Source organism: Halobacillus sp. H74, assembly GCF_052246715.1.
Classification (GTDB): domain Bacteria; phylum Bacillota; class Bacilli; order Bacillales; family Halobacillaceae; genus Halobacillus; species Halobacillus litoralis_A.
The window spans coordinates 450,257-470,420 of record NZ_JBQQCI010000002.1; the positions used below are offsets into that span (position 1 = coordinate 450,257).

Consider the following 20,164-nt stretch of genomic DNA (forward strand, 5'->3'; position numbering starts at 1 on the left):
TGATTGACTTATGACCTCGAGCGGCTGGGGCCTGGAGCTGGATGTCATCAAAAGCGCAAGGGCCCCGGAAGACGAGACAAGGATAAGAAGCAGCGGAGGGAAAGAATTCTTTCCCTCCGCTGCTCTATATATTTATGCTCTCGAACCTTTATAAACTAGATGTTTTTCATTTCAGAAAAATAATTTTTTTCACCAAGTATCCCCCAGCACACGCAGCCAATTTTTGTGTGAAATTTTATCCAGATCCGCCTCCGACCATCCATCATTCTTCAACAGGTTCATTAAACGCGGAACCCCTGTGACATCCTTCAGCTCCTGGGGGACACGGGTGCCGTCGAAATCAGACCCTAATGCAACATGGTCAACGCCGATGCGATCAGCAATATATTGAACATGGCTGGCGATTTCACTTAATGGTGTTTTGTCATTGTTTTTGCCATCGGCAGAAATCATATCCGGATTTATGCTGTAGGTGACGCCGACTACACCGTTCGATTTCCCAATAGCGTCGAGCTGTCGATCAGTCAGATTGCGTGTCACTGGACAAATACTGTGGGCATTGGAATGGGTAGCGACAAGTGGTGCATTACTTATCTTTACGACATCCCAGAACCCTTTTTCATTTAAATGGGAGAGATCGATCATTATTCCCAACTTATTACATTCTTTCACCAGTTTTTTTCCAACCTTGGTAAGACCCGGCCCTGTATCAGGTGAATGCGGAAACCGATAAGGAACACCTTCCCCGAAGCGATTTTCCCGACTCCAAACCGGACCGATCGATCGAAGGCCAGCTTCGTAATAGACATGCAAAGCATCGAAATCTTCATCAATACCTTCCGCTCCTTCGATATGTAAGATTCCTGCCATATACTCCCCTTCCAAAGCACTTTCTACATCCTTCAAAGTTCTAGCAGTTTTGAAACGGCCGCCTGACTTTTTTTCCAATTGCAGGAAACGGTTGATCATTTTGTTCGTATATTGATAGGCATATGAATCATCAAGCTTGGGTGGAAACGGTTTTTCATATCCTTTTGGCGTAGCATAAACGACAGGTGTTGGATCTGTACTAGGATTCGGGCAAAAAACAGCAAAAAATCCAGCGGCGAATCCACCTTTCTTGGCCCTCGGCCAATCCAGGTGTCCCTGTTTCGACCCTTCAAAAAATTCTTCGACCCCTTTATCGAGTCGTAATAATGTATCATTATGACCATCTATGAATTTATAACTCATTTTATCATCCTCCTTAAGCTTACATTCAACCCTTCACAATAGAACTCCTTTTTTACATCTGGAGTCGGATGAAAAATATCCCTATTCACATTATACTAGGATAGAGGAAAAAAATAGAGGTTTTCATATGAAGAGTACTAAAAGTATCAATTGGGATTTAGAGCGATTATTTCCTGGAGGAAAACGATCTACCGAGCTGCATGAGAGAATCGGTGATCTTTTCAAACAAATCAAGGAAACCCGTCATCATATAGAATCCTCATCATCAACTTTATCCGAAATCACCCCCCTTATTTACCAGGTGCAGGAGATACATACAGATATATTTGAAATTGACGAATATGTCATCTGTCTGTTTTCTGAAAATGTACAGGACTCTGCCACATTGGGCTTACAAGATCGCATTAGTCAATTGAAAGCTTTTCTGAATACACTTTCTCTTGAATTTGAACAGTTCCTGGCTGAAATGGATGAGATGGTTTGGCAAGAGCTGGTTGATCATCCTGAAGTAGATGGAATCGAAACCTTCCTAATTGAACGTAGACAAAAAGCTGCCAACCAGTTAGATTCCCGAATAGAAAAGGTCATACATTCGCTATCTGTAGATGGTTTTGCCGGATGGGAAGACCATTATGAACAGGAATTTTCCCGGTTGAGAGTCCCCGTTGAAAAAGAAGGATTTACCGAAAATGTCCCTTTTGATACAGCATTCATGCAGGCGATGCTTTCAGATAATCGGTCAGTCCGACAACAAACAACCAAAAAAATGCTCTATGTGTGTAAAGATAATGAAGAACGATTCGCTTCTATATTCAATCATTTTGCCGGCTATCGAATGAACTCTACCGGCTGCGACAATGTTCGAATCCTATAAAGGAGATGTATGAGCAAAATCGAATCAGTGAGCTATCAGTGACAAGTATGATGAGTGCAATACACTCTAATAAATCATTGCTTCACCAATTTCTAAAAAGAAAAGCAGAAATTATCGGTACTGAAAAGTTGAACTGGTATGATATTTATGCACCGACATTTCCTGCTACAACTTCTCTTTCATATGATCAAGCTGCTGACATCATTATTCAACAATTTCATCAATATAGCGAGAAATTAGGAAAGTTTGCAGAAACTGCTTTTAATGATGGATGGATAGATGCAGTTCCAAAGGAGCATAAACGGCACGGTGCCTTTTGCGCTTCCATGCCGAACGCAAAAGAGAGTCGTGTCCTACTTTCATTTCAGGGTCATTATCAGGATGTTGTAACGATGGCTCACGAACTCGGACATGCCTATCATAACTTCATTCTTCATGAACAGCCTGGATTCGCTCAACATCCTGGTACGGGACTGGCGGAAACAGCCTCGACGTTTGCCGAAAAGGAAGCTCAGCGTACGCCCATGGAAAGCGAGTAATTTCCCGGAACTCAAAACGCTACCTAGAACAATGGAAACAGTCGAGATATATGGGGTGCGATTCTAAATGATGGAGATATAAATCGTCATAGAAATTTACCAGAACCAAAACAAGAAAACGCTTGGTGATTAACTCCAAGCGTTTTCTTGTTCAATTATATGCTTTTCATGTTCTCACCGTTTTATCTTTAAATGACCTGACCATGGCACGAATTTGTCCTCTATGATTGATTTCATCTTCTAACACATGGAACCAAAGGTAATATTGATTGTATTTCTTTCCGTTCGGCCATTCACGTTCCTCATAGAGCCATTCATCATCTTTTTCTTTCAACAGCTCAAGAGTTTGATCTCTCGTTGATTCCAATACATCAAGATAATCATCAACGGATGAAGAATTAATCGTTTCATTCGCTTTTTGACCTAATTCCAGAGCGATCCCCCATACCGCGACTTCATCTTCCGTCAAATCCCTGTTTTCAAAACTGATTTGCTGATGGACGTATTCAATGCTTGCCATGTGTGAGAGAAGAGCCCCGATGGAATTCCCACCCGGTTTGCTGTAATCAAGTTCTTCTTCTGTTAAATCTGCTACTTCTTGAATCGTAACTGCCCGCACATGTTCGAGCATAAATACGAGTTCACCGATTTTGTCCGTAAACCCTTTTTCAGGATGAACTTGATAAGTAATCACTAAACTTCCCCCTTTTTTTATTGCAAAATGGCTGATATTGAGACGAAATCTCTTAAAAATATCACGCCTACTCTTCCCTATTCGACACAAATGCTGCTTCACCTGCTTCAAAACCTTGTCATCATCGAATTTTGTAGATATTTTTGTTGTTTAATTCTGTTTAAATGACGGTATATGCTAAGTAATAACAAAACAGTTCTGTTTGTTCGTCAAATGCTAGCAAGCCCAATCTTATTTTAGGAGGAGAAAAATAATGAATATCAAAGTGGCCATCTGGAGCAAATTGACAAACAAAGACAAGATGATTCTATTAAAAGCTGTCAGCCAACATTCTCTTACAAAAAAAGTTGCGTAATACTACTAAATCTCCTATCAATTTTATCTTCCATCCATCCTTGAAGTTGGTAACTGATACCCTAACATCCCCCCATAATTCGCTATGACAAAACCTGCATCTGCAGGTTTTTTGTATTCCTTTCTCAAAGCTTGGAAAGTTATCGCAATCCCCTTCAACCAGCTGCATATACCTCTTACTAAGAGACATAGCTGATACTTGGTTTTAAGAGGGGGAGAAAAATGAAGATAGCTATTTTTACAGACACTTTTGTTCCACAAGTCAACGGGGTGGCACGAACATTGAAGAGGTTGACGGATTTCTTTGACAAGAATCAGATTTCTTACCGAGTGTTTGCTCCATCCACTAAAACCACTCTTCCCCAGTCAGCTTCGGTTCATCGATTAAAGAGCGTGCCTTTCTGGCTTTATCCAGAACACCGTCTTGCCTTTCCGAATTTATCCCGTATTAAAATGGAGATAGAACGGTTCCAGCCTGATCTTCTACACATCGCCACTCCTTTCAACATCGGTATCACAGGGGTCTATTATGGGAAGAAAATGAATATTCCCCTTGTAGGTTCCTATCATACGCATTTCAATCAGTATTTAGACTATTACAAACTCCCCTTTCTTTCTTCAGGGATGTGGAAATTCATGCGCTGGTTTCATCGACCATTGCAAAAGATATTCGTCCCCTCGCTTTCAACTAAACAGGAGCTTGAGCAGCGTGGTTTTTCCAACGTAAGCTTGTGGAGTCGAGGCGTCGATCATGAACTCTTTCACCCGAATGTGCAAGCAGAATGGGTGAAAAAGAAATTCAATATACAAGCTCGCCATTTATTGATATATGTAGGTCGGTTCGCTCCCGAAAAAGGACTGGATGTGCTAATGGAGTCAGCAAAATCTCTTCCTGCACGGATAAGTGAAAAGGTGCATTGGCTCATGGTCGGAAATGGACCGATGTATGAAAAGCTCCGTCAAAATGCGCCACAAAATATGACATTCACCGGATATCTTGACGGTAGGATGCTCACCCAAATGTATGCGAGTTCTTCTTTGTTCGTCTTCCCTTCCCAGACAGAAACGTTTGGAAACGTCGTCCTTGAGGCACTTGCATGTGGAACCCCTGCTATTGTGGCTAGGGCTGGAGGCGTGCAGGAAATCGTCACAGAAAACCACACGGGCGTGTTTTGCGAACCTGGGAATCCTGATGATTTTGTACAGGCTATTTCTCAATTAATTGAGGATCCTCAGCGCCTCTGCCGCATGAGTAAAGCTGCGAGAAATTATGCATTACTGCAGACTTGGGACCAAGTGTTTACAAGCCTGTTAAATGATTACGAGGAAGCCATCCATTCTTTCCACCATCCCCAAGGTTTTTGATTTTTTTTTATGAACATGGAGTGTGCTTTACACACTTACAATTTACATAATATTATTATTGTAAATTGTAAAGCTTAATTGTTGTTTCCTCCTGCTTTACAAGCGTATAATGTTAGATTAGTTGATTCATAGGAGGAAAACGTGATGACTATACAACCTTATAACAAAGTACTTATGGCAGCCCTTTTACTTGCGGGCTCCTTTATAACAATACTGAATCAGACACTGATGATCACGGCTATACCTCCGATTATGGAGGAAATGAACGTTTCAGCCAACTCCGCCCAATGGCTGACGACAGTCTTTATGTTAGTCAACGGCATCATGATACCTGTCAGTGCATTTTTAATTGAACGGTTTACGACCCGGCAATTATTTTTATCCGCCATGGGAATTTTTGCAGTTGGAACGGTTTTAGGTGGAATCGCTCCCAATTTCCCTTCTCTGTTAATCGGTCGTGTCGTACAGTCAGCGGGTGCTGGTGTCATGCTTCCGTTGATGCAGACAGTTTTTCTTATGATTTTTCCAGTTAATAAAAGAGGGACAGCCATGGGATACATCGGTCTTGTCATCTCCTTCGCCCCTGCGATCGGTCCTGCTCTATCCGGGTGGATTACAGAGGATTATTCATGGAGATTTTTATTTTGGTTAGTTCTCCCTTTAGCGCTTTCAATTATGGTATTAGCCCATTTCATTCTCAGAAACGTAACAGAGCTCTCCTATCCTAAAGTCGATCCGATTTCCATCATTCTGTCTTCTGTCGGATTCGGTGGGCTGTTATATGGTTTCACCCTTGCCGGAAACCAGGGCTGGGCAAGTACTGACACGATCACTGTATTATTCATCGGATGTATCACCTTAACCATTTTCATATTACGGCAGTTGCGTATGCGCCATCCGATGCTTGAATTCCGTGTTTTCAAATACCCCATATTTGCAATTACAACCATAATTGCTATGATCACCTTTTTAGGTCTGATTGGGGCGGAGACTTTAATTCCTTTATATATGCAGAACATGAGGGAATTTTCCGCATTTGAATCTGGCCTTGCATTACTCCCTGGTGCGGTTATTACAGCATTCATGTCACCCATTACAGGGAGGATCTTTGACAAAATAGGAGCTCGTCTCTTGGCCACTGTAGGCCTCATCATCATTACGGGGGCGTCACTTGCATTTTCCTTTTTGGATATTGAAACGACATTCACAAGTATCACGGTCTTATACGCCATTCGGATGTTCGGTCTTTCAATGGTGATGATGCCTGTCACTACAGCAGGACTCAACCAGTTACCTAAGAAATTGATCCCACATGGTGCTGCGATGAGCAATACAATGCGGATGGTAGCAGCATCTGTCGGTACGGCCATATTAGTAACCGTCATGACAACCACCGCTCAAAACGCCGAGAGTAACAGTGCCATCGCCCACCCTGACATTCACGGCGTAAATATTGCGTTCTTTGTCGTTACCGCTATATCATTGGTTGGAATTTTCCTTGCATTTTTTGTTAGACGCACCTATCCGCCGGATGAGCAAGAAGAAAAACAGAGCGAAGAAGAAGTACAAAAAGCTGAATAAAACTAATAGCTGCGGCAAATATACCGCAGCTTTTTTTGAAACCTTTTCCATTTTCTGTTCGTATTTTATAGAGTAGAGGAGGGAGAATCCATGCCGATTTGTCAAAGTTGTGGAAATAAATGGTCCTGGAAACAGTCCGTTAAAAGTTTGTTCCGCTTCAGCCGAAAAATGAAATGCCCTTATTGCGGGGAGATGCAATACCAAAGCCAGGATTCGATGAAGAAAGGGTCCCTTGTTGCTTTGATCCCAATAATCCTTGCACCAATCATCACAATGGTCGCACAATTATTTTTTTCACTTGAACCCTTGTTTGGATTCGTCTTAATGATTTATGTCCTGTTGATGGGGCTGTTTTTTTCGATCACCCCATTTGTATTACGGTTATCAAATAAGGAAGAACCTTTATGGTAATCTTTCATGCACCAGGTCAGGCGCTGATTTCTTAAACAAAAGGCTTTGTAAGTTTACTATTGATATTTATAAAGAAATTTAACTTCCATATATTTGGAAGTTAAATTTCTTTATATAACCTCTACAACGATACTTTCATATAATTCGTCGTCAATATACACGAGGATTGCCCATATCCCTGCAGATGGAAATTTTAACCTGGATGGCATATTCACGCTATGAGGGCTTACCTCCGCCTCCTTATAAAAGTTACTTGGACCAGAAATTATATCAACAGGTTCCATCGTTCCTTTTTTTATGGCTTTTACTTCTACTGGTTTATCATAGATACTTTCTTTTCCGAAATAAAACCAAAAGTATTTCTGGCTATCTCTCGCTTTAATTGGAAACGTACCAGTAAAGCCAACCGTGTCTTTGTTTCCTACAATCTCATAAGAACCTTCTTCGCCATTTTCATATTCAACCGAATGGTTAAAAGTTGAAGACAACTCCCAGTTATCTTCAGCCCCTACCTTTTGAACATCATTTGAGCTTTCTTGTACTTCATTTTCTTTCTTTGATTCATTCAATTCATTCGAAGTCTCATCATTTGGATTAGATGTACATGCGACCAATGCTCCTACTGTCATAAGTAGAGACAAAGCTATGATATGTTTTTTCAACCAGAACACTCCCTTTCATATGTAAGGCGAGTACTCACGACTTCATTTCTTTTTGCTTCTTCAAACAACCTGTTCCTTAGTTAAAAAAGAAGTAATGTTTATTCCTTAAACTTAGATAACCTAAGTGTATCATAAGATTCTACACTTGGAATTAAATTTCCATTTACTTTCATATCATTCATTGCGACTTCATCCAACTGATGATGAATGCTTTCTATTGCCTGAAACCAGGTCGGATAATTGTTTTAAATACTTAGTTCCATGCCGTTAAACCGTTATATCCATTTTCTCAGCCTTAGGTGGTAGTTATTGACGTTCTGGATGTGATAAAGTCCTTTTGTTTGGATTTTCCAGTCATATTTGCTTAAATTAAAAATGGGTCGATTAAAAAAAGCAATTAGATAAAGCAGTCGTGCATAAGCTTTAAAACGAGAATGTGTTGTGCATCGTAGGTTGGCGTGCCTTTAAAACGTATGCGTTTGATAATGGTATTTATCAACACTAATCTTAAACAGAGACAAACTAAAAAGCTTCCCATAAAGGGAGGCAACTGAAGAACTGCAACTTTTTGAGTTATTCATCAAATAAAGAAGCAGAGTTGGACGATTTTTCGATCAACTCTGCTTCTTTTCAATACATGAAAATCACTCTATTTAGATAGGTCACTGTTGATTCCACGATGAGCGTTCGGTGGTGACGCCTGCGGGAACAGCGCGAGCCGAAGATCCACTTGGTCAAGTGATCTTCTTGACCAAGTTAGCTGAGGCCGTGCCCGCGGCAAGCACCCACCGACAAGCGATTCGTGAGAAGCAACAATAAACTTTAACAGCTCCTCTAGATTGAAAAAGGTTCTTCAGTAGAATCCAGAAAGGAGAGCGTTTTTATGAAAATAAAGATTCTGTGCTATATAGTTCAAGATCGATTTCTGTTTTTTGTGCTCTTGCAAGCTTAGCTACTTCTCGCCCTACATAGGGACCACTTGTAAGGCCGGAGGCGCCGAGTCCATTCGCCACGAGAACATTGTCCAACCCCGCTACCCTTCCGATGACAGGAAGGGACCCCGGAGTGAACGGACGAAAACCGACCTTCGTTTCGATATAGCTCGCATCCGCAAGCCCCGGGGCGACTCTCAACGCTTTATCCATCAATTGGTGAACAGACCCCATCGTGACCCGGTCGTCTGACAGGTCTCCTTCTTCTTTTGTTGCGCCAACGACGATCTTCCCTTTACCAAAGGTAAGCATATAGTGGTTGAACGGTGGCAGCATGACAGGCCATTGGCTGGTATCTACGCCATCCATTTGTAAATGAAGAATCTGTGCTTTCTCAAAGGATACATTTGTATTCAATCCGAGAGGGGCAAATAGCTCATTCGTCCAAGCACCGTTCGTTACAATCACTTGATCTGAGTGATATTCAACTTCATTCACGACCACTCCATGGACCGCTTCGTTCTTATATAAAAAACGGGCACTGCCTTCGATCAACTCTGCTCCGTTTTTTTGAGCCACATTTAATAGTGATTGGGCAACAGCCCCGCCATTCACTCTGGCTGCACCTCCGATATGTACAGCTCCATATTGATCAGAGACAGGCGGAAAAAGACTCTTGGTTTTTTCCGGAGACAGTTTCCTGATTACACCCATCTCAGGGGCATCCGCTTTTCTTTTTAAAGCCACTTCCATTTTCCGGTCCAATTTTTCTTCTGTATCAAAGATGTTGATGGCTCCGACCTGGTCATAGCCGGTGTCCCTTTCACCGTTTCGCTCTAATTCCTCGATAAGCTGCGGGTAATACTTCGCTCCACGCAGAACCAGCTGATACCATGCTTTATTGCTGCGGTTCGTCAGCCATGGGCAAACGATCCCCGCGGCATTACGTGTGGCCTGGGCGGGCTCCTGTCTGTCAATTAGGACGACTTGCTCTCCTGCTTTAGTTAGGTGATAAGCTGTCGATGCACCGAGAATCCCCGCTCCAATAATGATATGTTTCATAGTTTGCGACACCTTTATATTTCTGACTTTTAGACTGTTGATATTTTATCGGAGAATGAGAATGGAAACAACAATGAGTCAAAATGCGATTCTGTCTTTGTACAGCTTCATCATATGCCTATTATGCTCATCTGCGCCATCAACATTTCCGCTTTTGAAAACAGGGGCGTCGATCCCGTCTTCCCAGAAAGCTTCAATCACCTTTGTCATCAAATCGTGCAATAAGGCCGTCCCCACTACCGAAGATAACGGAGAAAAATGTGTCTCCAACCCTTCTCGCGCTTCTATCGCATCACCTACAGGGACCTTAGTATCCATTACAAAATCAACAACCGCTTCCAGACGTTTCTGCGACGGATGTTTAGAAACCTGGGTAGCTGAATATTCAAGGGATTGGACAGAGATGACCATGGCACCTTGTGCTTTTCCGTATAATGCTACATCTATCGGTGCGGGATTCCGGCCGGATGTCGAGAGAACGATAACGACATCTTCTTCCCTGATATCCTCTTTAGCCAGATAGGGATAGACAAAGCCTGCCGTCCTTTCATTCAATGTAGATTGATAAGCGCCTTGATGCAGCATCAAAGGCTCTATCAAAATCGGCCGAACGGGAACAAGACCTCCTGCTCGGTAATAGACATCTTGAGCAAGTAAACTTGAATGGCCACACCCGAACAGGTGGATGATTCCTCCATCATTCAATCTTCCTGCTACATGCCTGCTGATAGGGCGAATCCCTGAATATTCATCCAGCCTCTTTAAGTGTTGGGTGATTTTTGATAAGTAACTCATGGCATTTCCCCTTAAGAGCGGTGGATTTCACTAATGAATTTATACCTGTCTGCACGGTACGATGATTTTACGACTTCAAATGGTGTTCCATCCTTCAGGAGGCTCGTACGCTCAATGTGCAGGATAGCTGCAGCAGGCACGATATCCAGAAGCTCTGCTTGTTCCTCGTCAGCAATTGTAGCTTCAATCATCTGGGTCGCTTTATGAATCGTATAATCATGATTTTTTTCAATATATTCATAGATTGATCCATAGACATCCTTCTCCTGCATCCCTGGAACTAGAGCTACCGGTATGAACGTGCGTTCCACTGCCATCGGCTGGTGATCGGCATAACGGATTCGATGAATTTCGTAAACTTGCCTTTCATCCTCGAGGGAGAGCTTTCTTTTTATATCACCAGGGGAAGGAATGATCGTGAAATCGAGCAGTTTGCTGCTTGAATCCATTCCTCTTTGTTTCATATCTTCAGTAAAACTTGTCATCCCCTGGAGTGGCTGTTCGATTTTTTTCTCAGCTACAAACGTCCCTTTGCCTTTTTCCCTGTACAAGTAACCTTCATTAACGAGGTTGGTGACAGCCTGTCTTACCGTCATCCGACTGACTTCATATTGCTCACTCAGTTCACGCTCAGAAGGAATGGTTTCTCTTTCAGAATAAATGGCTGAATCAATCTTCTGTTTAATATCTTCTTCAATTTGATAATACATCGGCAGTGGCGATTTTTTATCCAGCATCTGTTTCCCCTTTCATTCCATAAGCTGCTTGATCCATGACCAGTGTAACATGGGGGTGGGCCAACAGGGCTGACGCAGGGAAGTTCACATCCTTTTCCCCTTGCAGCAAACGCTTGATAGCACGAGCTTTTCTTTCTCCGGAAGCAAGCAGTAATATCCGTTTACTCTTTAAGATGGAACGAATCCCCATAGTAATGGCATGGGCCGGTACATCTTCATCCTTGTCAAAAAAACGAGCATTGGCAGCCCTGGTGGATTCAGTCAACTCGACGATATGGGTTTCCCCGTCCATGTCACTTCCTGGCTCATTGAATCCGATATGGCCATTTTCACCGATGCCCAGCAGTTGCAAATCTGGAGGGCCGATTGCCTCAATCAATGCTTCGTATCGTCTGCACTCTTCTTCCAGGTCATCTGGCCGGCCATCAGGTATATGAGTGCGCGTTTCTGAAATATTAATGGCATCGAACAGTTCTCTTTTCATGAACTGGCGATAACTTTGAGGATGAGAAGAGTCCAGGCCGATATATTCGTCTAAATTCAGTGTCGAAACATGCGTGAAGTCGATTTTCCCATTCCCATTAGCCTGAACAAGTTCACGATAGGTTCCGAGCGGAGTGCCTCCCGTGGCAAGTCCTAGCACAGACTCAGGGTTCATATGGACTTGTTCAACGATTATGTCGCACGCACGCTGGCTCAGCTGTTCATAATCATTAACGATTATCACTTCCATCTTAATTCCTCCCATCAAAAGCGATCGTACCACTACAAATAGTCATCATGACCTGTGCTTTTTCATCTAGTAACACTAGGTCGGCGTCTTTCCCCGTGGCTATTATGCCTTTACGATCGAGCAATCCTGTTTGTTCTGCTGCATTGGTTGAAGTAATTCTCACAAATTCCTGCCAGCCAAGTCCCATTGCTGTTTTCATATTGAAAGCCGCTTCTTCTAACCTAAGGATACTGCCAGCAAGGGTTCCATCGGACAATCGTGCTTCTTTCCCTTCAACCTCGACGGGCTGGCCTCCAAGATCATAAGTTCCCTCAGGGAGACACTTCGCACGCATAGCATCCGTGATCAATACCGTCCGTTCAGAGCCGATCAACTGATAAGCTGTTTCGACAGCCTTCTGATGAACATGAATATGATCAACAATCATCTCTACCTTCAGCTTCTTGTTATTAAATGCAGCACCGACTATACCGGGCTCCCGATGATGGAACCCGCTCATTTGATTGAAAAGATGAGTGACATGACTCGCTCCATGATCGACAGCTCTGTTTGCTTCATCAAAAGTTGCCGCGCTATGACCGATGGAAGCGGTCACCCCCTGATCTGATAGATGACTGAAAAATTCATAACCACCTTCGACTTCCGGAGCGGCTGTCACTAAACGAATCTGATTTCCACTCTCCTGTTGCCACTCATCGAATTGTTGCGCAGAAGGCAGCAGAATATGGCCATGCGGCTGGGCACCAGCTTTCTCCTTTGATATGAACGGACCTTCCAGGTGAACACCTAACACTTCAGCTTTTCCTGGTTGCTTTTGTTTGTCCATATAGTCGCCGATGTTTTTGACAGCCGCTGAAATTGCCTCGACAGATTGAGTCATCGTTGTTGCAAGAAAGCTTGTCGTCCCTTCTTGCGGTAGTTTTGCTGCCATTCCATCCAGAGCTTCTGTTGTTGCGTCCATTACATCATAACCATTAGCCCCGTGGATGTGCACATCAATAAAACCAGGTACAAGCGTCATTCCTTTTCCATCGATAAGTTCAGCTGCCTGTTTAGAAGGGGCTTGTAAAATAGCATGGATTTTTCCATCTTTGATTTGAACCGTACCTGATGGAATCGTCTTTGATTCTGCTATGATCTGGACATTTGTGATTTCCAAAATCTCTTCCATCTTATTTGCCTCCTTCTATTATTTGATTGTCACAATGCCTGTCTCTCCAAGTTTCACGTTCCCTTTTTTATGAACCTGAACCGTCTCGCTTTCTAAATTCGTAAAAATTACCGGTGTTATGATTGAAGGTGCTTCTGCAGCTACCTTCTCTAAGTCCACACGTAATAACGGGTCACCTTTCTTCACTTGCTGACCAGAATCGACGAGACTTTCAAAACCATTTCCCTCCAGCTTCACAGTATCAAGTCCAACATGGATCAACACTTCCAAGCCAAGATCATTTTCGATCCCGATCGCGTGTTTCGTAGGAAAAACATTGACGATTTTTCCATCAATAGGAGAATGGAAGACATCACCTGATGGGTTCACTGCAAATCCTTGTCCCATCATCCCTTCAGCAAACACTTGATCAGGGACTTCTTCAAGAGGTATGATTTCTCCTTCTACCGGCATAGCGAACTCATCAGCGGTTAAAGTTTTCAAGTTTTCATCATCTTCTGCTTTTTCCGCCTTTTCCTCTGACTCAGGTGCCTGTGTTGGAATACCATGCTCCATTTGGTTTTTCATCGCTGTAGCTAAAAACTCCACAGTCGTACCGACAACCACCTGTAAATTGTTCTTTCCAACTTTCATGACTCCTCTTGAACCGAGACGTTTCAATGCTCTTTCATCCGCATTGTCACGGTTTTCCATTTGCAGCCGCAATCTTGTCGTACAATAATCGAGTGATTTAATATTCTCGCTTCCTCCAAGTGCTTGAAGGTATTTAGTTGCTTTAGCTTCATATCCACTACTAGCTTCAGTCGTTTCCTCTTCTGCGAGCTCATCATCATCTTCACGCCCAGGTGTTTTCAAGTCCAATTTAACGATTAGGAAATAGAAAACAACAAAATAAATCACACCCATGACTAGGCCGATTACAAGTAATAGCAGAGGGTTTTGGGCGATATTAAAGTTCAAAACATAGTCGATCAACCCTGCTGAGAACCCGAAACCGTGCCGGACATCTAACATGAAGGCAAGAACCATCGCGACTCCAGTAAGTATTGAGTGAACAACATAAAGGAGTGGTGACAAGAACATGAATGAGAATTCAATCGGTTCAGTCACTCCTGTAATGAAAGAAGTCAAAGCAATACTGAGCAGCATCCCGCCGACGGCAGCTTTCCGATGCTTTTTCGCTGCCATATACATGGCTAGACATGCAGCAGGAAGACCGAACATCATGATCGGGAAGAACCCTGCTAAGAAGTACCCGGCATTTGGATCTCCGTTCAAGAAGCGATTGATTTCTCCTCGGACAACTTCATCACTAGCTGTTGTAAATGATCCAAAGTCAAACCAGATGAAAGCATTGATCACATGGTGCAAGCCGACAGGAATCAATAGACGGTTCAAAACACCATAAACACCGACACCTAATTCTCCGGCATTCAAAATCCAACTGGTCGTTGCATCAAGAGCATACTGTGGATATACCCATAAATATCCAAGCACGAAAGCTAAAACTACCATCGCCCCTGATGTTACGATTGGTACGAACCGTTTCCCTCCGAAAAAGGACAGGAATTCGGGGAATTTCACATCATGAAAGCGGTTGTAAAGCATCCCGGCAACAACTCCGGCAAGGACCCCTGCGAACACCCCCATTTCGACTTCGTCATTGATGGATTCGATTCCATTCGTCAGTACCAGATACCCAATGGCACCTGCGAGAGCCGCTGCCCCGCTGCCATCTTTAGCAAATCCCATAGCAATACCAATGGCGAAAATAAGAGCCAAATTCTCTAATATTCCGTTACCCGCTGCTGTCATGAATGGGATATCCAGCATATCCTCCATCCCAAGCCTGACCAATAACGCTGCAGCTGGTAAGGTTGCAATCGGGAACATCAAGGACTTCCCGATTTTCTGTAAAAAGTTCAGCATGTTGTACATCCTCCTTATGTCTTTAAATCCTTCACAAATGAAAACGTTTTATCACATACAATTTATCATCTATTAATATAGTCGTCTATACCAGTAAGACGAAAAGTTGTAACTTATTCACCTAGGGTACTCAAAAAAGTCATATTTAAGCACGAATCGATAACTTAAGTGCAGCCATTGTAAATGGACTGCACCTTGAGGAAAATTCCTTTATACTTCATTTTTTACATAGGTTTGTGCTAAATAATCATGGATCGCTTTTCGATCTTTAAGGACACCTATCATAGCTGCACTGATCAATGTGGTAATACCAAAAGTAAGATAGCCGAGCAGGAACTTCCCAACAACTTCACGGACGAACATTTGTAAAAGAGTGACTGGTCTGTCCCCTTCCTTTCTGATTCTGATTGTAAAAATCCTTTTTCCTATAACATAGCCACCCCAAAGAACGGGGATTATTGTCAAATAGCATGTATAAATGATGTCCCACCCCCAACCTTCCGTCAATTGGTAACTCCATTCCCCTTGGTACAAAGACCATAGAAGTGTGACTGGGAAAGCGATGAGAAAACCATCTAATAGAAAAGCGCCCAAACGCAGCCAGAATCCTGCACGCTCCACAATCCCCACCTCCTTTCATCCATTTTACTATTATGTATACAGTCCTATCGTTGACCACATGAGCTCCAACATGCTGCTGGCTTTCAAAGACTTGCAAGGCTAATATCGGCCTGTTTTTAAAAATTCAAGCTCTTCCAGACACCACCCCCGCCTTTATCTCCTGACAGACATCATATGGGCCTTCCCCATATAAATCATGACCGGTCTCATGCAAATCTACCACCGTCAATAAGGCATATTTGGAAAAACGTTCACATTCCTTTCTTCTTATTTTGTTCATCATATCCGGTTCTGTACTCCTGAGCAGAAGGACCGGTCGGGTCAATTCCTTCAAACTATCGGAAGAAGGTTCATCATAGAAAGCTTTCACGAGAGATAATGCTGTACTATGGTCTACTCTTAAACGAACGTTGCCATCTTCCAACATCATCGTATCTTTGGAAAGTTCAATTCTCTTACTGTTGAACCCCGCTTCTTTCAATTTGCTTTCATAGTCAAGCCAGGATCAAAATACGTATGTGCGAATATGTTTGTCCGTCACCTCTAACTCTTCAGCTAGAGAATAATCGGGATACGCGCTGCCTCTCATATAACCACCATCTAATAAAACAACTGTTTGTACTGCCTCCGGATATGTCTTGCAGTAAGCAAGAGCAAGATCTCCTCCGATCGAATGACCGATAATATGACAGGAATCAATCCGCAGTTCAATCACTATTTCATGCAGCCATCCCGTATATTCATTTATTGCCCCTTCTAACCTCGGAGAAAATCCGTGCCCAGGCATATCCACCAGGATTAGTTGATAGTCTTCTCTAAGATATTCGAGCACTTCAAAAAACTGGATCCTGTGCTGCCTAACCCATGAAGAAAAAGTAAAGCAGGACGGTTTCTTTGCCCTGCTTTATAGACATGAACAGAGGAACCATCCTCCAATTTCAATGTTCTTTGTTTCATTCTGATCGGCCTTTCTGTTGATGATTTTCTATAAAATCTGTTATGTACGCTTAGAAATGGTACCCTGCAGCTCCCACACAGTATGAATCCTCTTTAAAAGGGTTCCTCGAGACCTTGTGCTCTTTTAAGGGAGGAAATCGCTCCCTGGTGAAGCCCTTCATGCCCTGAAGTAGCTTCCAAAGCAGCCACAGTTTTTTTTTCTTACAAAAAGCATTTGTTGAAACAGACTTTCTTCTCTCATTTCCATCACTCCTGTATAATAATCAAAATTATCAGAATTATCCATCCGTTTCATCATAACATGAATCATTTCCGTCAAATATGTTAATCTGGATTTGGTTATAGAGAGGAGGAAGACTATGAACCAACAATTTAAAATCGGTATTGCCTTGATTGCCAGCTTTTTGTTATTGATGGTCGGTGTTTATCGGATTTTTACAGGGCAATTGGATGATTTACCTCTTTTTGTCGCGTACATATTCGCTGTTTCCGGTTTAATCGGAGTGATTACAAATGGATGGAAGTGGAAGAATGGGGACAGTTAATTTACCACCTTTAATAATTCTGGCCAATAGTTAAAGACGCCATCTCTTGATGACGCCTCCCGCTTAAAATGTATTGTATACTTCAGCGCATTCTGATTCTGTCGGTGTAAAAAAACAGTGACTTTTGTACCTTCCTGAATTCCACTGCCCAAACCATTGAGCGGGGCAGTTCCCTTCAGGCCGGAAAAACCAGAGGGCATAACTCGCTGGATGGTACCTCCCGCCATTGATTGCTTTTTGAGCAAGACGGATCTCCATTTCACGGGCCCGCTGATAAAAATATCCCTTCTGAGTGGCTTCAAACCCCCCGGGGCTTTGAAAAACCATCCGCTGGATCGTGTTGATATCCAAAAGTCCAGGCAGCCGACTCTTGTCCGGTTGACGCCGACGTTTCCTACCATCAGCATTCCCAGCTTTCCGTCCCCTTCGGCTTCTGCCCTCATCAATCTGGCCAGGAGCTTCCCCCCAAATCCATTCCTATACCATATATACTCTTAAACACCACTGCTGTGCAAATGAACAAAAGTGGAAGGACCTCAGCTTCGACTATCATACGCAACTTTTGATGTGGCGCTTTTCACCTCCCCAAAGGGCTTTCAAGATTAACATAAAAAAAGAACCTGCTTGTTATAACAAACAGGTCCTGCATTATATTTTCTCATACTCTTTTAAACGCGAATGAATATATTCAACAGTTTCTTTATCTGATGTGGTCGGATAATGGAATTCCTGCTGGTAAGATTCATGGCCTTTTCCAGTAATCAACACCCAATCACCTTTATCACTATTCATGATGGCTTCTTCAACAGCGAGCGTACGGTCCGGGATGATCCGCCCATGTTCTTCACCAGAGCTGCTTTGTAACATTTCCAGTGTCTCTATCATCTGGTCGTAAGGCACTGTGTTAAGGTCATCACAGGTTAAGATGTAAGCATCACTCAGGTGCACAGATGCTTCAAGCATATCTTTCCTTTTTTTCTCATCACGATCACCACGAAAGCCGAAGACATGGGTGATCGAAGCAGCTCCCTGAGAGCCAACTGTTTCAAGGGTGTGAGAAATGCTGTCAGCGGTGTGAGCATAATCGATGACTACAGTGACCTCATTTTCCAAGCGGTACATTTCAAACCTGCCGCATACGCCCTGAAAGCTTTCTAAAGCCGTGTTGATTTTCTCAGGTGTTAGACCAAGCAGGCGTCCTACCGCATATGCCTGTAGAGTATTATATACATTATGAGTACCTTTCAACGGTGATTTTACAGTGACCTCTCTCTTCTCCTCTGAAATGACAGCAGATGAACTTTCAGGAGATATCTGGATGATTTCATAATCACAGGTTTTCCTTCTTCCCACTGTTTCATGGGTGATGCTATCTTCAGTCAATTGCTCCGCAAGTTTTTCTCCCCAATGGTCATCAGTATTAATGACTGCTTCTCCTGTCTCTTTCATCATATAAAAGAGTTTAGATTTTGCTGAGAAATAATTTTCCATTGAAGAATGATAATCCAGGTGGTCCTGATGAAGGTTGGTGAACACACAGTAATCGAATGCAATCCCCTCTAAGCGGTACTGTTCTAAGCCATGTGAAGACACTTCCATAACGACAATATCATCTTTACTTTCTGCAAGCAGCCTTTGTAAAATAGGTGCACTTGGTGTTGTTTGTATACCTGGAACAGCTTGGTCATTGACGATATAGTCAATGGTCCCGAACATGCTGCATGAATAACCGTTTTTCTCACACAAATGTTTAATCAGATGGCTTGTCGTCGTTTTTCCATTCGTCCCTGTTACCCCGATAACGATCTTATCAAAAGAGGGATTTCCGTAAAATTCACTGGCAATCAGACCAAGAGCTTTACGACAATTATCTGTTTGTAAGAAAGGGATGGATAAATGATCGAGTTTCTCTTCGCAAACAATCACAGAAGCTCCATTGGAAATCGCTTCTTCAATATAATTGTGGCCATCCACGCGATAACCACGGACGGCTACAAAAACAAACCCTTCTTTCACTTCACGAGAATCATCGGTCACTCCCGTAAGCTCCTGGTTCAAATCTTTCCTGTTTATTAATTGGTGATCTATGTGTAATATGTCGATTAGTCCTTGAAGTTTCACCGTCAGTGCTCCTTTGATCTGATAATTATGCTGTGTGTCCTTATTTTAAAGGAAATGAAGTCAAAATAGTTGCATGCAGTCAATATGTAAATGAAATTTAATATCTTCTCTAAATCGTGGAAATTCTGAAAGGAACCTTCCTATTTTCTCTCTTCCTTTTAGGCTTCCCTTTTTTCTTTTCTTTTTTCAATTCGTAGGCAACTTGAAAATCTTTCTTCTCTTCCCAGTCAATCGAATAATGATTCACGTATGACTGCAGTTCTTCCATGAGCTCAATCGGCCGGAAAAAAAGAATACGTAAATTGAAGCCTCTTTTCGTCTTTATGTATGCGCCTGGCCTTCCCCACCCTGCATGCTTGAAAATTACCTTATGTATATTTGAGGGTTCGATCTCTTTTACATAAACCACTTTCTTTAAAAGGAGGACACGATAGTGGATACTAGCTCCCTTGATTTCCAATTCATAGGAAAGAGTTATAATCATTATGGATAGGAGTGCAAGAACAATGCTTATTGTATGTTGAAAAAATGTTTGGAAATTCGTGAAAATATGCGGCAATAACAAGAAAACAACATAACGAGGTGGTGCTGCTTTATAAACGATTCGATCCCCTCCCTAAAAACGAATTTTACAAGTAGCCATCCATTTTAAAAATTAATGAAACGTCAGACCATCCCATACGTAACAAGTCATATAGGAATTTCCTTCATAAAGCAACTGTTGATTTTTAAAAAAACATTTCAGCTTGTTCTGATAATTGGTGGTAGACATTTTATCCCCTGCCTAATATGCATGGAATCCATTATATCATCCCATAATATGTAATACTTACCAAACTTAAAAAGGA

Annotated in this window: 19 protein-coding genes and 3 pseudogenes; 7 read left to right on the forward strand and 15 right to left on the reverse strand. The window is 42.5% G+C overall.

The genetic code is table 11. From position 1 onward, the window contains the following. Nucleotides 1-189: 189 nt before the first annotated feature. The gene (locus ACTWPX_RS05560; protein ID WP_443118828.1) at nucleotides 190-1,233 is read right to left on the reverse strand and encodes a dipeptidase; all 1,044 of its coding nucleotides are present in this window, start codon (nucleotides 1,231-1,233) and stop codon (nucleotides 190-192) included. A gap of 127 nt (nucleotides 1,234-1,360) precedes the next feature. Here ACTWPX_RS05560 and ACTWPX_RS05565 point away from each other — a divergent pair, with 127 nt between their 5' ends. Together ACTWPX_RS05565 and ACTWPX_RS05570 are read left to right on the forward strand one after the other, a co-directional pair. Continuing rightward, nucleotides 1,361-2,107, forward strand: coding sequence for a hypothetical protein (locus ACTWPX_RS05565; RefSeq protein ID WP_443118829.1), 747 nt, complete (start codon nucleotides 1,361-1,363; stop codon nucleotides 2,105-2,107). A gap of 5 nt (nucleotides 2,108-2,112) precedes the next feature. Next, a complete protein-coding gene (locus ACTWPX_RS05570; protein ID WP_443118830.1) occupies nucleotides 2,113-2,646 on the forward strand; it encodes a M3 family metallopeptidase in 534 nt (177 codons plus the stop codon). 166 nt (nucleotides 2,647-2,812) lie between these two features. On the opposite strand, the gene ACTWPX_RS05575 is transcribed toward ACTWPX_RS05570, so the two are convergent. Further along, a complete protein-coding gene (locus ACTWPX_RS05575) occupies nucleotides 2,813-3,340 on the reverse strand; it encodes a DinB family protein (RefSeq protein WP_443118831.1) in 528 nt (175 codons plus the stop codon). A gap of 576 nt (nucleotides 3,341-3,916) precedes the next feature. Between ACTWPX_RS05575 and ACTWPX_RS05580 the strand changes: the two genes are divergently transcribed. The 3 genes from ACTWPX_RS05580 to ACTWPX_RS05590 all read left to right on the forward strand — a co-directional run bounded on the left by ACTWPX_RS05580 (nucleotide 3,917) and on the right by ACTWPX_RS05590 (nucleotide 7,051). Next, complete coding sequence (locus ACTWPX_RS05580) at nucleotides 3,917-5,059, forward strand: glycosyltransferase family 4 protein (RefSeq protein WP_443118832.1); 1,143 nt, start codon at nucleotides 3,917-3,919, stop codon at nucleotides 5,057-5,059. A gap of 144 nt (nucleotides 5,060-5,203) precedes the next feature. Continuing rightward, on the forward strand, nucleotides 5,204-6,640 hold the full coding sequence (locus ACTWPX_RS05585) for a DHA2 family efflux MFS transporter permease subunit (protein WP_443118833.1): 1,437 nt from the start codon (nucleotides 5,204-5,206) through the stop codon (nucleotides 6,638-6,640). Nucleotides 6,641-6,730: 90 nt separating this feature from the next. Next, a complete protein-coding gene (locus tag ACTWPX_RS05590; protein WP_443118834.1) occupies nucleotides 6,731-7,051 on the forward strand; it encodes a TIGR04104 family putative zinc finger protein in 321 nt (106 codons plus the stop codon). A gap of 110 nt (nucleotides 7,052-7,161) precedes the next feature. On the opposite strand, the gene ACTWPX_RS05595 is transcribed toward ACTWPX_RS05590, so the two are convergent. Together ACTWPX_RS05595 and ACTWPX_RS05600 are read right to left on the reverse strand one after the other, a co-directional pair. Continuing rightward, nucleotides 7,162-7,713, reverse strand: coding sequence for a hypothetical protein (locus ACTWPX_RS05595; protein ID WP_443118835.1), 552 nt, complete (start codon nucleotides 7,711-7,713; stop codon nucleotides 7,162-7,164). A 98-nt stretch (nucleotides 7,714-7,811) separates the two neighbouring features. Further along, nucleotides 7,812-8,168, reverse strand: a pseudogene (locus ACTWPX_RS05600) (IS1595 family transposase); the annotation flags it as partial. A 235-nt stretch (nucleotides 8,169-8,403) separates the two neighbouring features. On the opposite strand from ACTWPX_RS05600, the gene ACTWPX_RS05605 reads away from it, so the two are divergent. Further along, nucleotides 8,404-8,532: a hypothetical protein gene (locus tag ACTWPX_RS05605; RefSeq protein ID WP_443118836.1), complete on the forward strand. Its 129-nt coding sequence runs from the start codon at nucleotides 8,404-8,406 to the stop codon at nucleotides 8,530-8,532. Between the two features lie 62 nt (nucleotides 8,533-8,594). Here the strand turns inward: ACTWPX_RS05605 and ACTWPX_RS05610 are convergent, their stop codons facing one another. The 9 genes and pseudogenes from ACTWPX_RS05610 to ACTWPX_RS05650 form a co-directional block, all read right to left on the reverse strand. Then, a complete protein-coding gene (locus tag ACTWPX_RS05610; RefSeq protein WP_443118837.1) occupies nucleotides 8,595-9,707 on the reverse strand; it encodes an NAD(P)/FAD-dependent oxidoreductase in 1,113 nt (370 codons plus the stop codon). Between the two features lie 78 nt (nucleotides 9,708-9,785). Beyond that, nucleotides 9,786-10,502, reverse strand: a complete 717-nt coding sequence (locus tag ACTWPX_RS05615; RefSeq protein ID WP_443118838.1) for an SIS domain-containing protein — start codon at nucleotides 10,500-10,502, stop codon at nucleotides 9,786-9,788. A gap of 11 nt (nucleotides 10,503-10,513) precedes the next feature. After that, nucleotides 10,514-11,239, reverse strand: a complete 726-nt coding sequence (locus ACTWPX_RS05620) for a GntR family transcriptional regulator (protein WP_443118839.1) — start codon at nucleotides 11,237-11,239, stop codon at nucleotides 10,514-10,516. After that, on the reverse strand, nucleotides 11,229-11,972 hold the full coding sequence (gene nagB, locus ACTWPX_RS05625; RefSeq protein WP_443118840.1) for a glucosamine-6-phosphate deaminase: 744 nt from the start codon (nucleotides 11,970-11,972) through the stop codon (nucleotides 11,229-11,231). Before nagB ends, ACTWPX_RS05620 begins: the two co-directional genes overlap by 11 nt. Before the next feature lies 1 nt (nucleotide 11,973). Further along, nucleotides 11,974-13,143 (reverse strand): N-acetylglucosamine-6-phosphate deacetylase, encoded by a 1,170-nt coding sequence (nagA, locus tag ACTWPX_RS05630; RefSeq protein ID WP_443118841.1) that lies wholly within the window; start codon nucleotides 13,141-13,143, stop codon nucleotides 11,974-11,976. Nucleotides 13,144-13,161: 18 nt separating this feature from the next. After that, nucleotides 13,162-15,072: an N-acetylglucosamine-specific PTS transporter subunit IIBC gene (nagE, locus tag ACTWPX_RS05635; RefSeq protein WP_443118842.1), complete on the reverse strand. Its 1,911-nt coding sequence runs from the start codon at nucleotides 15,070-15,072 to the stop codon at nucleotides 13,162-13,164. Between the two features lie 210 nt (nucleotides 15,073-15,282). Continuing rightward, the gene (locus ACTWPX_RS05640; protein WP_443118843.1) at nucleotides 15,283-15,693 is read right to left on the reverse strand and encodes an RDD family protein; all 411 of its coding nucleotides are present in this window, start codon (nucleotides 15,691-15,693) and stop codon (nucleotides 15,283-15,285) included. Between the two features lie 124 nt (nucleotides 15,694-15,817). Continuing rightward, nucleotides 15,818-16,174, reverse strand: a complete 357-nt coding sequence (locus ACTWPX_RS05645) for a hypothetical protein (protein WP_443118844.1) — start codon at nucleotides 16,172-16,174, stop codon at nucleotides 15,818-15,820. Nucleotides 16,175-16,198: 24 nt separating this feature from the next. Then, nucleotides 16,199-16,549, reverse strand: a pseudogene (locus tag ACTWPX_RS05650) (alpha/beta fold hydrolase); the annotation flags it as partial. A 460-nt stretch (nucleotides 16,550-17,009) separates the two neighbouring features. Here ACTWPX_RS05650 and ACTWPX_RS05655 point away from each other — a divergent pair. After that, the gene (locus tag ACTWPX_RS05655; protein ID WP_443118845.1) at nucleotides 17,010-17,195 is read left to right on the forward strand and encodes a hypothetical protein; all 186 of its coding nucleotides are present in this window, start codon (nucleotides 17,010-17,012) and stop codon (nucleotides 17,193-17,195) included. A gap of 63 nt (nucleotides 17,196-17,258) precedes the next feature. Here the strand turns inward: ACTWPX_RS05655 and ACTWPX_RS05660 are convergent. Together ACTWPX_RS05660 and ACTWPX_RS05665 are read right to left on the reverse strand one after the other, a co-directional pair. Then, nucleotides 17,259-17,638, reverse strand: a pseudogene (locus tag ACTWPX_RS05660) (cell wall hydrolase). 205 nt (nucleotides 17,639-17,843) lie between these two features. Beyond that, a complete protein-coding gene (locus ACTWPX_RS05665; RefSeq protein ID WP_443118846.1) occupies nucleotides 17,844-19,316 on the reverse strand; it encodes a UDP-N-acetylmuramoyl-L-alanyl-D-glutamate--2,6-diaminopimelate ligase in 1,473 nt (490 codons plus the stop codon). Nucleotides 19,317-20,164: the final 848 nt, after the last annotated feature.